General features: G+C 51.3%; 13 protein-coding genes. 6 read left to right on the top strand and 7 right to left on the bottom strand.

Features of this window, described 5'->3' with window-relative positions:
- The first annotated feature begins 99 nt into the window (after positions 1-99).
- The 4 genes from HFP08_RS23855 (at position 100) to HFP08_RS23840 (ending at position 2,891) form a co-directional block, all read left to right on the top strand.
- A complete protein-coding gene (locus HFP08_RS23855; RefSeq protein ID WP_168123135.1) occupies positions 100-648 on the top strand; it encodes an undecaprenyl-diphosphatase in 549 nt (182 codons plus the stop codon).
- A complete protein-coding gene (locus HFP08_RS23850; protein ID WP_168123134.1) occupies positions 641-880 on the top strand; it encodes a hypothetical protein in 240 nt (79 codons plus the stop codon). Before HFP08_RS23855 ends, HFP08_RS23850 begins: the two co-directional genes overlap by 8 nt.
- Positions 881-1,465: 585 nt before the next feature.
- The gene (locus HFP08_RS23845) at positions 1,466-2,122 is read left to right on the top strand and encodes an ABC transporter ATP-binding protein (protein ID WP_168123174.1); all 657 of its coding nucleotides are present in this window, start codon (positions 1,466-1,468) and stop codon (positions 2,120-2,122) included.
- Complete coding sequence (locus tag HFP08_RS23840; protein ID WP_168123133.1) at positions 2,106-2,891, top strand: ABC transporter permease; 786 nt, start codon at positions 2,106-2,108, stop codon at positions 2,889-2,891. The genes HFP08_RS23845 and HFP08_RS23840 overlap by 17 nt, the downstream gene beginning before the upstream one ends.
- On the opposite strand, the gene HFP08_RS23835 is transcribed toward HFP08_RS23840, so the two are convergent.
- The 4 genes from HFP08_RS23835 to HFP08_RS23820 form a co-directional block, all read right to left on the bottom strand.
- Entirely contained in the window at positions 2,885-4,093 is a 1,209-nt protein-coding gene (locus tag HFP08_RS23835) for a COG4705 family protein (RefSeq protein ID WP_168123132.1), read from the bottom strand. The genes HFP08_RS23840 and HFP08_RS23835 overlap by 7 nt on opposite strands.
- Positions 4,094-4,270: 177 nt before the next feature.
- On the bottom strand, positions 4,271-4,645 hold the full coding sequence (locus tag HFP08_RS23830; protein WP_168123131.1) for a PepSY domain-containing protein: 375 nt from the start codon (positions 4,643-4,645) through the stop codon (positions 4,271-4,273).
- 159 nt (positions 4,646-4,804) lie between these two features.
- Positions 4,805-5,308, bottom strand: a complete 504-nt coding sequence (locus HFP08_RS23825) for a Crp/Fnr family transcriptional regulator (protein WP_168123130.1) — start codon at positions 5,306-5,308, stop codon at positions 4,805-4,807.
- A gap of 85 nt (positions 5,309-5,393) precedes the next feature.
- On the bottom strand, positions 5,394-5,900 hold the full coding sequence (locus HFP08_RS23820) for a hypothetical protein (RefSeq protein WP_168123129.1): 507 nt from the start codon (positions 5,898-5,900) through the stop codon (positions 5,394-5,396).
- A gap of 214 nt (positions 5,901-6,114) precedes the next feature.
- Between HFP08_RS23820 and HFP08_RS23815 the strand changes: the two genes are divergently transcribed.
- Positions 6,115-6,717 (top strand): DJ-1/PfpI family protein, encoded by a 603-nt coding sequence (locus tag HFP08_RS23815; protein ID WP_168123128.1) that lies wholly within the window; start codon positions 6,115-6,117, stop codon positions 6,715-6,717.
- Between the two features lie 118 nt (positions 6,718-6,835).
- Here the strand turns inward: HFP08_RS23815 and HFP08_RS23810 are convergent, their stop codons facing one another.
- Positions 6,836-7,720 (bottom strand): helix-turn-helix domain-containing protein, encoded by an 885-nt coding sequence (locus HFP08_RS23810; protein WP_168123127.1) that lies wholly within the window; start codon positions 7,718-7,720, stop codon positions 6,836-6,838.
- 216 nt (positions 7,721-7,936) lie between these two features.
- Here HFP08_RS23810 and HFP08_RS23805 point away from each other — a divergent pair, with 216 nt between their 5' ends.
- Complete coding sequence (locus HFP08_RS23805; RefSeq protein ID WP_168123126.1) at positions 7,937-10,981, top strand: family 78 glycoside hydrolase catalytic domain; 3,045 nt, start codon at positions 7,937-7,939, stop codon at positions 10,979-10,981.
- Positions 10,982-11,710: 729 nt separating this feature from the next.
- Here the strand turns inward: HFP08_RS23805 and trpS are convergent.
- Together trpS and HFP08_RS23795 are read right to left on the bottom strand one after the other, a co-directional pair.
- Positions 11,711-12,697 carry a tryptophan--tRNA ligase gene (trpS, locus tag HFP08_RS23800; protein ID WP_168123125.1) on the bottom strand — a complete coding sequence of 329 codons (987 nt, stop codon included), beginning with the start codon at positions 12,695-12,697 and terminating at the stop codon, positions 11,711-11,713.
- A gap of 380 nt (positions 12,698-13,077) precedes the next feature.
- Positions 13,078-13,248, bottom strand: coding sequence for a hypothetical protein (locus tag HFP08_RS23795; RefSeq protein ID WP_168123124.1), 171 nt, complete (start codon positions 13,246-13,248; stop codon positions 13,078-13,080).
- Positions 13,249-13,391 lie beyond the last annotated feature (143 nt).

Here is a 13,391-nt window from a genome sequence, read left to right as displayed (position 1 = left end):
TAATAATGCCATAATCTCATCAAATTTTCAGAATCAACATCTATGATGGATAGAAAAACGTCAAGGGTGAGCAGAATGAATGATAGGATATTTCAATGGATGAATGATTTTGCAGGCAGATATGACTGGATTGATGATGTTATGGAAATCTTCGCGCTGGACATTGTATGGCTTATGCTGTCTGTGATGGTTTATCTCTGGTTTACCGGGAGAGAGGACAATCAGAGGACGGTGTTTTATGCTTTCTTAACGGCGTCGATTTCCTTGCTGCTGGCCATTTTTTTCATCTCGCCGGAGGTGAATCATGCAAGACCGTTTGTTCAGCATCAAGTGATCCAATTAATTCCGCATGCGCCTGATCCTTCATTTCCGAGCGATCATGCGGTCTTGGCATTCTCTCTCGCATTCAGCGTTCTCTTCGCGAAGCGGAAGCTGGGCTTGGTTATGATCTTGCTCGCATTGGCGACCGGCATAGCAAGAGTATATGTCGGTGTTCATTATCCTGCTGATATACTGGGAGCCATTGTATTATCCTTTGGTATGAGCTTTCTCGTATGGAGGGGAAGAAAAAAATTGGAGAGCATTCCAAACTTCTTTATTCGCCTTTATCAAAATTTGCTTAACCGACTCTTTGGCAGCCATGAATAAGAAGTCAATCGCAACCATCATCTATGCTGCTTTGGCTTTCATTGCAGTCGTATGTATGGTTCCGAGGTTCTCCTACAACGATCCCGACACATTTTGGCATATTGAACTTGGAGGGTATATGGTAGAGCATGGCATGGTGCTGCACCATGCCATACATACGTTCTACGGAGATCAATTGCCCTATATCCCTCATGAATTCGGATTTCAAAATCCTGATTGCGCTATTGTATAAGGCATTTGAATGGCCGGGCATTTACTTATTGACAGCGTCTTGTTTGATGATACTCCTGTGGGGACTTGTACGGCTTGCGCAGGTGGCTCGCAAGGAATCAGGGAAGGAGGAGCAGCACCCATTGCTGTTCCTGTTTGCGCTTGCGGTGCTTTGCTTTGTGTATTACTATTACTTCACCAGCAGGCCGCAGATGATTTCTTCCTTTCTTATTGTATGGTTCTTCATTCATCTAAGGGAATTTCAACTGTTGCCTGTGAGAAGAACTATCCTGTTCAAGAAATGAATTATATACGGCATGAAACGAAGGATAGCAGTCGGCCAAAGGTGTTAGCCGGATATGGTGTATCCGGCTATGTGAATCATCGCGGCGGCGATGTGCTCTGTGATGGGAGAGAGGACCCTCTCATTACAAAAGACTCGATTGGCGTATTCGGCTGGACGGCCTTCGAGCGTTCGATGAAGGGGTTCAATGATAAATTGTATTGCGAAAGCGATGGATCGAACAATTTGGTGCTCCTGTGTTCTCTGGAGCCTATGGAGATGTTTTCCTCACAAGAAATTCCTTTTAATGGGGGGATATGGTTCATGTATCTGTTGAAGGATGTGAAGTATAAAAATATATTGCAAATTGAAAATTTGCAGATCCCGGCACAGCAAATGACCTGCATCGTTGGTGAAAGCGGAAGCGGGAAATCCACGCTGCTAAAGCTGCTGAATCATTTGATTAGCAGTGATGAGGGAGAGGTCTGGTATGAGAACAAGCCTCTATCAAAGTGGGATCCTGTTGCATTAAGAAGGAAAGTTGTGATGCTGTCGCAAACTCCTGCTATATTTCCAGGCACGGTCAGGGATAACCTGTTGATCGGTCTTCAGTTTAGCGAAAAACCGCATGCAGAAGATGCTGCACTAAGGAAAGTGCTCGACAGGGTTCGACTGGATAAAGAATTGTCTCAGGAAGCGGATTCCTTATCCGGGGGAGAAAAGCAACGATTGGCGCTGGCGAGAGTGTTGCTGATGGAACCGGAGGTTATTCTACTCGACGAACCGTCTTCTGCTCTGGATGAAGCGACGACAGAGTTTGTCATGGGACAGCTAGCGGAGCAGGTTAGGCAATTGCAGAGGACATTGATTATGGTTACCCATTCCAAGGTCTTAGTTCAAACGTATGCGGACCATGTGATTGAAATCGAGAAAGGAAAACTGATATCGGGAATGGAGGACGAGTATGAAAGAGAGCATTGATCTGCCGTTTTGGAACCTCGCTGCCGCCTACCTGTTCATTCTTCTGCTCATCCTCATTGTGAGGTTAAGGGGAATACCCAGGGAGAAAGAAATTCTTATTTCCTCTGTGCGAATGACGCTTCAATTAATGCTCGTTGGTTATATTCTTGCGTATGTTTTTGAAAACAGCCACCCTCTGTATACGATCGGTATTACTTCGATTATGTTGATTTTCGCTATATTCAATGTCTATCATCGGATCAAATCGCCGTTGTCTCATGAGATGAAACGCATTATTGCGTTTTCCATGGTCATTGGCATTGCTGCCAGTCTCCTCTATTTTGTGCTGGTTGTGATGCGCGTTTCCCCATGGTACGACCCCAGATATGTCATACCGATTGCGGGCATGATCATCGGCAATGCCATGACGGGCGTTTCTCTAGGGGTTGGAACGCTGACGGACGGGATGACGACCAACAAACCGCTGGTTGAAGCAGCGCTGATGCTCGGAGCGACGCCTAAGATGGCGTCCAAACAAATTGTGAATGGAGCGTTCGATGCGGCCATGCTCCCGACCATAAATTCCATGGTCGGCATGGGCATCGTCTTTCTACCCGGCATGATGACCGGTCAAATTCTCGGCGGCGCTTCGCCTTTGGTAGCTATCGAATATCAAATTGCAGTTATGCTGGGTATTGTAGGCAGTGTTTCCTTGACTGTTATTCTTTTTGTGCAGCTAGGCTATAAGACGTATTTCAACTCCCGCAGTCAGTTGAAGGAACGTCAATAACCGTTTGCTTCGTTCAAGGCTTGAATCGAGCTGTCTAACGCAGATTGGCATTTACTTGCATCCGGACTTCCCGACCGAGTAGCGGCTAATACGACATCGATTGTTCTATCTATTTTGGTCCACGATTTACCATCAATTTTTCTGAATTTCGGTTCATCCGTATCCCATTTGTGCTCCAGATCGTCAGCTCCTTTTTTCGCCGAAGCAAAATCATTCGCATTTATTTGGCTCAGCATATTGTTTTCAATTCGAAGGAATTCGGTTAGCTGACCGGTTAAATGATCATTGCCGGCACCGTTCTGTGATGAGATTTGTTGGTTCAAGCCCATGTAACCGCCAATGCCGACTACAAGGAATAAACACAAGGTAAGGATCGTTTGAACTAATGCTGTATTATTCCGTTTTGCTTTTGGAATGAAGGCTGGGGTTTCGTTAGTTCCCGTCACATCTATCTTTGTAACCGCAAGAAGAATGATAATCGCTGAGATCGCAATAAGGAAGAGGATGGAGGTAACGGTCGTTCCCAGTCCCAGCCCGCCGTTATTCTTAGGTTGAGATAAATAGTCTCCAATGGAGGCTCCTAGTGGTCGAGTCAGAATATAGACAATCCAGAACGACAATACCCCGTCAAGCTTAAAAAATCTCCATGCCAAGAATAGGACTGCGATGATCATGACAACCGTAAGCCCTGTGTGAAGATATCCGAGTCCCAGTTGTTCGGAATATAAATCGCCGACGGCTGTTCCAAGCGCAAATGTGAACAGGATAGTGAGCCAATAGTAGATTTCTCTTGTTCTAGTATAGATCGAATGTATGGAGAGGGTTTTCTCGCTAAGGAACCAGGCCAGGAACGTCAATCCGAGCAGTACGGAGAAAACAATCGTACTCGTCTCAAGAGGGATGCCCATTGCATCTGTTAAATTATCAGTTACTAATGTACCGAATACGCTAATTAGCACCACGGTTATCCAATAAATCACAGGAACATATCTTGTAGCCTTGAATTGCACAGCTAATGCAATGAAAAATACGATTCCTAGCAAGATGGTAGTGGGCAGCAATCCGAAGCCGAGGTTAAAGTTCAAGAAATCGGCAAAGGTTTCTCCGACTGTCGTGCATAGAATTTTGATGATCCAGAAGAAAAGCGTAACTTCGGGAACCTTGCTCCATAATTCGTTTGGCTTATTCGGGGATAGATTCATGTTTATTCCCTCTCTCTTATCCATTTTGGTTGTTGCATCGATCAAAATGAATTTTATCTGTTGATGATGAGAAATAAATGAGAATTAAACGAGAAGGGAAAGAGAATGTCGCCGGAAACATGAAATGATCCACGCATACAAAGGTCGGCGTGGATCATGTTATCTTGATGCTGCAAATTAATCGTCCTCAGGCAAAATTTCACCAGAATTAGCGTCAAAAGTAATCTCTTGGTTGGTTCCTTCAGAATCTTTGACGGTAACAGAATAAGCGGCCACATTATTTTCTGTTTCCAACTGTACGTCAGTCACTTCGCCAGGTATTTGTTTTAGGGCAATTTCGATGACTTGCTGCTTCGTCAAAGTAACAGCTTGGACCTCGTCGTCATTCACTTCTTGATCGTTGTCTTGCTGAGCTTGATCCAGTCGGTTTGGCGATGTAATGCTTTTCAGAACGGGGGCGGCTGCATTTGTAATCGGCAACATTGTTGTTCCGACAATGCCTCCTCCGATAAGAGCGACAGCAAGAGCACCGACCATTAGTTTTTTGTTCACGGTGTTTCCTCCTCGTATTGAATTTAATCTCAATACTTATTCTAGGAAAGCATCCTGAGAATACGGAAAGATACACATTAGAATTTGATGAGAAGACGAGAAAGAAGAATTGGATTAGGAGGTTGGGAAATGCGGATATGCTTTTATTAAAAAAGCGAGCTAATGACTACGCTTCGCGCGGAGCAGACGGTTTACGGTCTCTCGACGCAATCCGATCAGCTGGCCGATCTCATCCTGCGTGAGCAGCTCGGAGATTTCGGCGGGATGTGTGAAGCCCTCCAGCCATTCCTGGAGCTTCTTAAGCTTCTCTCCGGGGGTCACGCGCGTCAATTGATCGATTCTTTGCTGCATAATGCGCAGCCTGCTTTGCAGCAGCGATGCGACTTCGAGACATTTTGCAGGGTTGGAGGCAAGCTCCTTGTACCATTGCTCCGTGTCGACGAATTCGATTTCGCTGGTGGTCAGCGCGATTGCGGTGCCGTGATAGGGATGCGGGGAGATCAGGGAATGATGGGGGATCGTTTCCCCGGGGGTGATGAGATTGACGACGATTTGATGCCCGTCCTCATGAACGCGCGTAATCTTGAGTATGCCGCTTTTCAGCGTGTAGAGCGGGCCTTGCTCGCCCTGGCGAAACAGAATTTCTCCCTTGTGCAATTTCATTCCTGATTCGACCTCCTCACGGGGTGTGGATAAAAATAGCATGCCCTATTCCGCGATTGATTGGCGGGACAGGGCATCTCGTTATTCAAGATAAGGTGGAATCCACATCGGCCATTGTGGCGGCACTCGATTTCTTCCACCGGGAGGACAGGCTCTTTAGCCGAATGCCTTCTGCCGTATACAGCGCCGCGACAACGGCGATCAATCCGAGCAGAGCGCCGGCAACGGAGAGTGGAATCGTCCACATCTGTTGCGCATGCGAGAAATAAGGAATAAGCGCGATGGCTACAATCGGCGGCGCATTCCACTTGAAACGATGAATAAACCATATCGTGATCAGCGTGGTTCCCATCAAGGACAGAATGCCCGAGCTGAGCATATGCAAGGTTGCGCTGATTAAGGAGATGAGCATCGCTCCGAAGGAAATCGTCATAATCCAGCGAAGATCGCTCATCGAGCGGGTGATGCAGATGAAGCCGAACGCGCCGAGCGTTGGGAAGAAGATCATATGTAAATCCTGAAAGTGAAGGGACATCCAATAGAGAAGCATGATATAGGAAGCGATAGCAATCGATTTGAGTTTGACGGGCATGAGAGCGCAGACCACCTTAGATCGAATAAGTCGGAAAATCCGAGTGACATCGTTGGATTTACCTTCATTATTTTAATAGTTGACGATAGGAGAGTCAATGGCAATATTTCGACAAAAGCAGTCAGAATGCAAGCGATTATCCCCGTTTACAGATGGATAGAAATAAATGACAATTGGAGAGGAACTCAATATCTCGTTAGGGAGAGTGAATCTGTTGTCGAAGAAAATTTTGATTGTAACAGGAGACGCCGCCGAATCATTGGAAGTGTATTATCCTTATTACCGGATGCTGGAGGAAGGCTACGAGGCGGTCATCGCTTCGCCGAGCAAGAAGACGCTTCGCACCGTCGTGCATGATTTCGAGGGCTGGGACACTTATACGGAGAAGCCGGGCTATCAGTTGGAATCGCATCTTTCCTTCGCGGATGTTGAGCCGTCGGATTATGGCGGTCTGTTGATACCAGGCGGCAGAGCTCCTGAATATATTCGGAATGACGCTCATCTCGGGCGTATTATCAGTTATTTCCTCGCGAATGATCTCCCTGTCGGAGCCATCTGCCATGCCGTTCAAGTATTCGCAACAGTAGAGGACAAGTCTTACTTCAACGGTCGATTGATGACGGCTTACGGCGCTTGTCGACTCGATGTGGAAGCGCTTGGCGCGATCTACGGCGAGGAAACGCTGCAGGCGGACGGCAATCTGGTGAGCGGGCATGCATGGCCGGATCTGCCGGGCTTCATGCGAGAGTTTATCGCTCGCTTGGAGAAGCAGGCGAATCTCGAGGCGAGCTCGGAGGCGGCTCAGGGCGTCAATTAAAGCCGGATCATATTGCGCCAGATGCGAATGGGGGATAACCGTTCGTCTCTGGCGCTCCTTGCGTGTACATGCTGGCATGATGGGGCGGGAGTGATTGGCTCTCTTGCGACCTGAGCGGTTAACGGCTCTTGTTCCGCAAATCCTTGCGGAATTGACTTGGCGTCATGCCGCATTTCTGTTTGAACAGGCGATTGAAAAACTTCATATCCTGATAGCCGACGGATGCCGCGATGGAACTGATCTTCAGATTCGTCTCGCCTAACAGCCGTCGGCTTTGTTTGATTCGGGAGCTCTGAATGTATTCGGTCAGCGTCATGCCCGCTGCGGCCTTGACCAGCCGCTGCAAATGGCGCGCGCTGATGCCCATCGCGGAGGCGATCTCCTCCGCGGGGTATGATGAAGCGGCATCCCGGTCGATGCGGAGGAGCCATTCCCGGAGACGATTGTCGACGCTATCGTTGCTTGCCGAGAGAGAGGCGTTGCTTTGCCGATAGACATGCACCAGCAAGTCGACCAAACCCGCTTGCAGGCAGGCGGAATAACCGGTTATGCGTTGGGTATACTCGAGATGCATGCGCTGCAAGATTCGCTCCGCTTCGCCGTTCTCGTCTTGCAGCGACAGGCGTCGGCACTGCTGCCCCAGCTCATTGAAGAAGGTCGGGATAGCGGGCTCAAGCGGATGCTTGGCCATCAATTCGACCAGATAAGCCGTGGTAAAAATACAATTATAAACGACCAAACGCTTGGCTTCCGAGGTCGTTCTCGGCCTGAACACATGGGACATGCCGATCGGGATATAGAAGAGATCTCCTTTGGACACTTTGAAGTGAGTATCGTCGATGTAATGCTCTCCTTCTCCCTCCGTCACGATGCAAATCTCGATAAAATCATGCGTATGCTTCTGCAGCTTGAAGGACTCGGCAACTCTGTTCACATGCAGCGGCAGCTCCTCGGTGAAGAACAGATCGCCTCTTGTGATGGAAATCGGATGATGGATGGACATGTCGCTTCGCTCCTTCGCGGATTGCGGGGATTCATGCATGCATGCTGGCTGTAGCCGCGCCCGCCTCTTTCTACGAGCATAGTAGAATGAGGGGGATTCTGCAATCTATTTTTGTCCGAATCATCCCTATTCTTTGTCTGATTATACCCTCAATATACTTGTTCTGCTGGTAGTAAAATAAGGGGGATTGAACGACAAGGCAAAGGGGACGAGAGGATGACGGAGCGGGAAACGAATTGGCAGGCGAGCTGGATTTGGGGCGGCGACGAGGATAGTCCGCGCAATGCGTGGAGATGCTTCAAGCGTTCGTTCGAGCTGCAGGACGGTGGAATAAAAGAAGCGGAGATTGCGATCACGGCGGATTCGCGATATATACTGTATGTGAACGGGAAGCAGTGCGGCAGGGGGCCGATTCGGTCATGGCCGGCCGAACAGAGCTATCATGTCCATGATGTAGGGCATCTTCTCCAAGAAGGAGAGAATGCGATTGCCGTGCTGGTTATGCATTACGGCGTCTCCACGTTTCAATATCTGCGGGGCCAAGGCGGACTTCTCGCGCAATTGGAGGTGGAGAAGGCGGATGGGGCGAAGCTCGTGATCGGAACGGATGAGGGCTGGCTGACGGCGCGACATGGTGGCTATGACAGGCGAAGCCAGCGTATGTCGACGCAGCTTGGCTTCTCCGAAAGCGTTGACGCGAGAGGCTGGGATGAGAGCTGGACGAGGGGGACATGCGCGTCTGGCTTCGATCGTTGGGAACGAGCAAGTCTTCTCGGCAAGCCTGGCATCGATCATTGGGAGTGGGCAAGCCTTGTTGGCAAGCCGAGCGACGAGCCTTGGACGTCCCTGCGCAAAAGTCCGATTCCCGCGCTGACGGAGGAGCTTGTCTGGCCGGTGCGCGTGGAGTCGCTGAAGGAAACCAGGCCTGTCTCCTGGACGGCTGCCATCGATATTCGGAACGCGATGGATCCGGGCAGCGCCGGGCATGCCAATCCCGTCTCGTTCATCGGCTATGTAGCTGTCATTGTGCGGGCGAGCGAAGAGGCCGAAGCGACGATCGGCATTCTCAGTCGATTCAACGCGCTTAAGGGGATATCGCTGCGCGGCGAATATCGGGCAACGGTAGAGATGGAGGGCGAGCTGCCGGAGCGGTATGCCCGGGTTCTCCTGAGCCAAGGGGATAATCTGCTATGGCTCGATTTTGCAGGCTCGGATCATGGAACAGGCTTACATTTCGGCATCGATTGCGAGGCTGCGATCAAGCTTGTCTCGCCGCTTTCGGAAAGCGAGATCATGAACGCAGATGCAAATACAGATTCGAACACGGAGGCCTCGCCGTTTGTTCTGATTGGCCCATTCGCAACATATGAGTCGATCGATCACCGGGACGAGGTCCATCTTCTCGCAGGCTATGAGGGCTTCGGCGGCAGCAGGACAATAGACGGTGAAGCGTTCGAGCATTTCGACGCGTACCGTTCCTTCCGAAGCATCTCCTCGCCCGAGCAACTGGAGGGTTATTCCCCATGGGCGAAGCCGATCTCTCGGGCTCTGGTCTCACGCGATTCTGTATTCGCGAGGAGCATCTGGAAGCGGGAGGAGAAAAGCTTGCCCGTTCCCTTGAAGCTGCAAACGGTATGTATGGCCAGTGCCGAACCGGCTGTTATCGTTCCGCGCGAAGGAAGCGGGATGGAGTTGATTTTGGATTTTGGCAAGGAATGGTCGGGCTATCTGCGCTTCGAGGCGGACGCGCCTGCGGGGACGACGTTTGATTTCTACGGCTATGAATATATGAAGGACGGCTGGCGCCAGGACACCTACATTCTGGACAATACGCTGCGTTATGTATGCAAGGAAGGCCGACAGAGCTATGAGTCGCCTGTCCGGCGCGGCCTTCGTTATCTGATGGTCACAGTGAGCGGAGCGACGCGACCTGTTAGGCTGTACGGGGTTCAAATCCTGCAGAGCAACTATCCCGTAGCGGAAATCGGACGCTTCCATAGCTCGGACCCGCTGCTGAACGATATTTGGGAGATCAGCAAGCATACGACTCGTCTGTGCATGGAGGACACCTTCGTTGATTGTCCGGCCTATGAGCAAGCGTTCTGGGTTGGCGACAGCCGCAATGAAGCGCTCGTCAATTATTATGTGTTCGGCGAGACCGACATGGTGAAGCATTGTCTGGAGCTGGTGCCCGGCTCGCGCTTTCAGACGCCGCTTTATGCCGATCAGGTGCCGAGCGGCTGGAGCAGCGTGATTCCGAATTGGACCTTCTTCTGGGCGATCGCATGTCTGGAGTTTGCCGAGCATACAGGGGACAAAGCGTTCGCGAAGGAAATTTGGCCGAAGGTTCGTTTCACGCTGGAGCATTATTTGGAGAAGCTGGACGAACGCGGCCTTCTGTTCATTCGAGGCTGGAATCTCCTCGATTGGGCGCCAATCGACCAGCCTCGCAACGGAGTTGTCACGCATCAGAACGCGATTTTCGCGAGAACGTTGAAGGCGGCGGCGAGACTGGCTGAAGCGGCGGGAACAGGCGAGGAAGGCGCGGTCTTCACGGCGGCGGGCGACGCTCTGGCGGCAGCGATTAACGAGCATCTGTGGGATGATGAGCGGCAGGCGTACATCGACTGCATTCATGCGGATGGAAGAAGATCGAAGACGTTCAGCATTCAGACGCAGGTCATTGCGTTCTTGAACGGAATTGCGGAAGGCGGGCGCAAGCGTTGCATTGCCGGTTATCTCGAGCATCCGCCGAAGGATTTCGTACAGATTGGAAGTCCGTTTATGGCGTTCTTCTACTATGAGGCGCTGGAGGAGCTGGGGCGCTACGATCTCATGCTGGACGATATACGAGGCAACTTCGGTCAGATGATTGAGCATGAAGCGACGACCTGCTGGGAGATGTATCCGGATTCCGCCGTGAATCGGCCGAATCCGAAAATGCTGACCCGCAGCCATTGCCATGCCTGGTCGGCTGCGCCGGGCTACTTCCTTGGCACAAGTGTGCTTGGCGTGCGTCAGGCTTCGAGCGGCTGGGCCAGCGTGCGCGTTGCTCCGCAGCCGGGGGATCTGACTTGGGCGCGGGGAGCGGTGCCGCTGCCTGGCGGAGGCAGGATTGACGTGTCATGGCGCTTGACGGAAGCGGACGGGCGGCGCGAGTTTGAGCTGGAGGTCCGCGCGCCTGAGGCGATTCAGGTGGAGATGGTCGCTCCGGAAGGATTTGAAGCCGGCGCGAGGATGAGAAGGGTGAACGCAGGGTAATCAGCGGTTAAGAACGTATGGGAACGGTAGATGGAAAGGCGTATGCGTGAGAGGAGTATGGGAATGGTGGATGGGAGGAGTATGCGTGGGAGGAGTGTGCGGATGGTGGATAGTAAGACGTATGCGTTAGAGGAGTATGGGCGTAAAAGGGCTGGAAAGATTAGGCATAAGCGAAAGGGCGAGTCAGTGGCTTAGCGGCACGATGGTTAGCAGTGCTATGGTGCTTGAAAGATGGTCGGCGCCTGGGAGAGAGGTTCGTTTGAAAGGGTATTTTGTAATCTAACGGAACAGAGCGCGCTTATTCTTGCTTGTTACAGCCGTTTGAGATTTTAACGGAACCCAGCGCGCTTATTCGCATCAATATGCAGAAATCAAGGACCGTTATGGCAAATTAAGCGCTGCTGGTTCCGTTAGAATGTTATCAGGTGTGTTTTCAGCCTATTAAGGGCTGTCAGTTCCGTTAGAGGAGGCAGCTCGAGCTACCGGTCGCATACGAACAATCGAGCCAGTTGGAGAAGAGCAACCTTATGCGAATGATCGAGCCAATTGGAGAAGAGCAGTCTCATGTGAACAATCGAGCCAGTTGGAGAAGAGCGACTCCATGCGAATGTTCGATACAGTCGCAATGAGCGACTTCGCGCTTTAACAGTACTAGCCGCACAATTGCGGCAGCTAGAGTTCGACTGAGTCACGCCTCAGCAGCTCTGAAGCTCCCTGTCGCTCGTCGCTCTACAGCAACAGCAGACCCATCGCGTCCTTCGCTGAACGCAGCGTCTCATTCGCGACCTGCGCCGCTTGCTCCGCGCCTCTTCTCAGAATGCGGTCGAGCTCCTCGGAATGCACAATCTCCGCATACTTCTGTTGAATCGGGTCGAGCTTCTCCACGACGACCTCCGCAAGCTCCTTCTTGAAATTGCCGTAGCCCTGCCCCTCGAAATGCTTCTCGACCTCCCCAATGCCCATGCCGGAAAATACGGAAAAAATCTCGATCAGATTGCTGACGGCAGGCTTCGTCTCCCAGTCGTAGCGTACGCTCATGTCCGAGTCGGTAACGGCGCGCGAGAATTTCTTGCGGATTAGCTTCGGCTCGTCAAGCAATAGAATGTAGCTGCTGGCGTTCGGATTGCTCTTGCTCATTTTGCTGGACGGATCGTCAAGTCCCATCACTCGCGCGCCAACTTCCTGGATCATCGGCTCCGGCACGACAAAGGTCTTGCCATAGCGGTTGTTGAAGCGTGTCGCGAGGTCGCGCGTCAGCTCGAGATGCTGCTTCTGATCGTCGCCCACCGGTACATGAGTGGCTCCGTACAGCAGGATATCCGCCGCCATCAATGCCGGATAGGTGAACAAGGCCGCGCTCACATTGTCTTTACCCGCAGATTTGTCCTTGAACTGCGTCATGCGGCTCATCTCGCCGAAATGAGCCTGCGTCTCCATGATCCATCCGAGCTCGGCATGCGCTGGCACATGGGATTGCATGAAGATCGCATTGCGCTCGGGATCGATGCCCGCGGCGATGTAGAACGCGGCAAGCTGGCGCGACCGTTCGCGAAGCTCCTTCGGATCCTGCGCTACCGTGATAGCGTGCAGATCGGGAATGAAGAAGAAGCATTCGCCCTCTTCTTGCAGCTGAACGAATTGCCGTAGTGCGCCGATATACCCGCCGATGTTCAGATCGCCGCTTGGCTTGATGCCGGATAAGAAACGTTTGGTCATTGTCATTACCTCTTTTCTTCAGAATGTGAAACTAAATAGGGCTCTCAAGTAAGTTAGTGAGCTCTAACGAATATTGGGAGGCTATCGATTAACTGTGGATCACCTACCTGTAGAACACTTCAGCAGGTACCACTTTTGAAGCTGCAGCGCTGGAAATCAGCGCTAGAGCGCACATCGGTCCGTCGTCCGAGTCTGCAGCGCTAGAGCGTCCGTCGGCCCGTCGTCCGAAGCTGCAGCGCTGGAAATCAGCATTGCAGCCCAGTCTACAGTTAATCAACAGCCTCATTGGCTCGTTAGATTTCAAAAACGACCGACTTTGGACGTAAAGCTTTATGATTCTTCGTTAGAATCCTGTCCTCCCTCCCTAAGCTTCCCTAAGCTCATGTTGAGCTGTAAAAACAAAAAAACGCCACGTCCCCGTGAAAGGGACGAAGCGTTAACTCCGCGATTGCCACCCAGATTCGGCCGTCCGGCCGCTCTTTGCCATGAACGGAGCCGAGCAAACGAGGCTTATAAAGCTTAGCGCCGCCTGCGGACATACTTTCGATCATGTCTCCCTAAGATAACGGGGGGAGCTTCCGTCAAAGCCTACTGCGGCAGTCGACTCGCATGAATCGTCTGATGGTTCGGTTTGAGGCGAAGAGATCCATTCACTTAAGGCTTATGCACCGGACCTTCCACTAATTGCCGGCTC

The organism is Paenibacillus sp. HB172176 (assembly GCF_011947265.1).
Classification (GTDB): Bacteria; Bacillota; Bacilli; order Paenibacillales; family Paenibacillaceae; genus Pristimantibacillus.
The sequence above is the reverse complement of the archived record's forward strand: the minus strand, read 5'-3'. Positions and strand labels throughout refer to the sequence as shown.

What these genes read in the sequence shown, in the direction of transcription:
- HFP08_RS23855 (WP_168123135.1), top strand. Translation starts at nt 100, where the DNA reads ATGAATGATTTTGCAGGCAGATATGACTGGATTGATGATGTTATGGAA.
- HFP08_RS23850 (WP_168123134.1), top strand. Translation starts at nt 641, where the DNA reads ATGAATAAGAAGTCAATCGCAACCATCATCTATGCTGCTTTGGCTTTC.
- HFP08_RS23845 (WP_168123174.1), top strand. Translation starts at nt 1,466, where the DNA reads ATGTATCTGTTGAAGGATGTGAAGTATAAAAATATATTGCAAATTGAA.
- HFP08_RS23840 (WP_168123133.1), top strand. Translation starts at nt 2,106, where the DNA reads ATGAAAGAGAGCATTGATCTGCCGTTTTGGAACCTCGCTGCCGCCTAC.
- HFP08_RS23835 (WP_168123132.1), bottom strand. Translation starts at nt 4,093, where the DNA reads ATGAATCTATCCCCGAATAAGCCAAACGAATTATGGAGCAAGGTTCCC.
- HFP08_RS23825 (WP_168123130.1), bottom strand. Translation starts at nt 5,308, where the DNA reads ATGAAATTGCACAAGGGAGAAATTCTGTTTCGCCAGGGCGAGCAAGGC.
- HFP08_RS23820 (WP_168123129.1), bottom strand. Translation starts at nt 5,900, where the DNA reads ATGCCCGTCAAACTCAAATCGATTGCTATCGCTTCCTATATCATGCTT.
- HFP08_RS23810 (WP_168123127.1), bottom strand. Translation starts at nt 7,720, where the DNA reads ATGTCCATCCATCATCCGATTTCCATCACAAGAGGCGATCTGTTCTTC.
- HFP08_RS23805 (WP_168123126.1), top strand. Translation starts at nt 7,937, where the DNA reads ATGACGGAGCGGGAAACGAATTGGCAGGCGAGCTGGATTTGGGGCGGC.
- trpS (WP_168123125.1), bottom strand. Translation starts at nt 12,697, where the DNA reads ATGACCAAACGTTTCTTATCCGGCATCAAGCCAAGCGGCGATCTGAAC.
- HFP08_RS23795 (WP_168123124.1), bottom strand. Translation starts at nt 13,248, where the DNA reads ATGATCGAAAGTATGTCCGCAGGCGGCGCTAAGCTTTATAAGCCTCGT.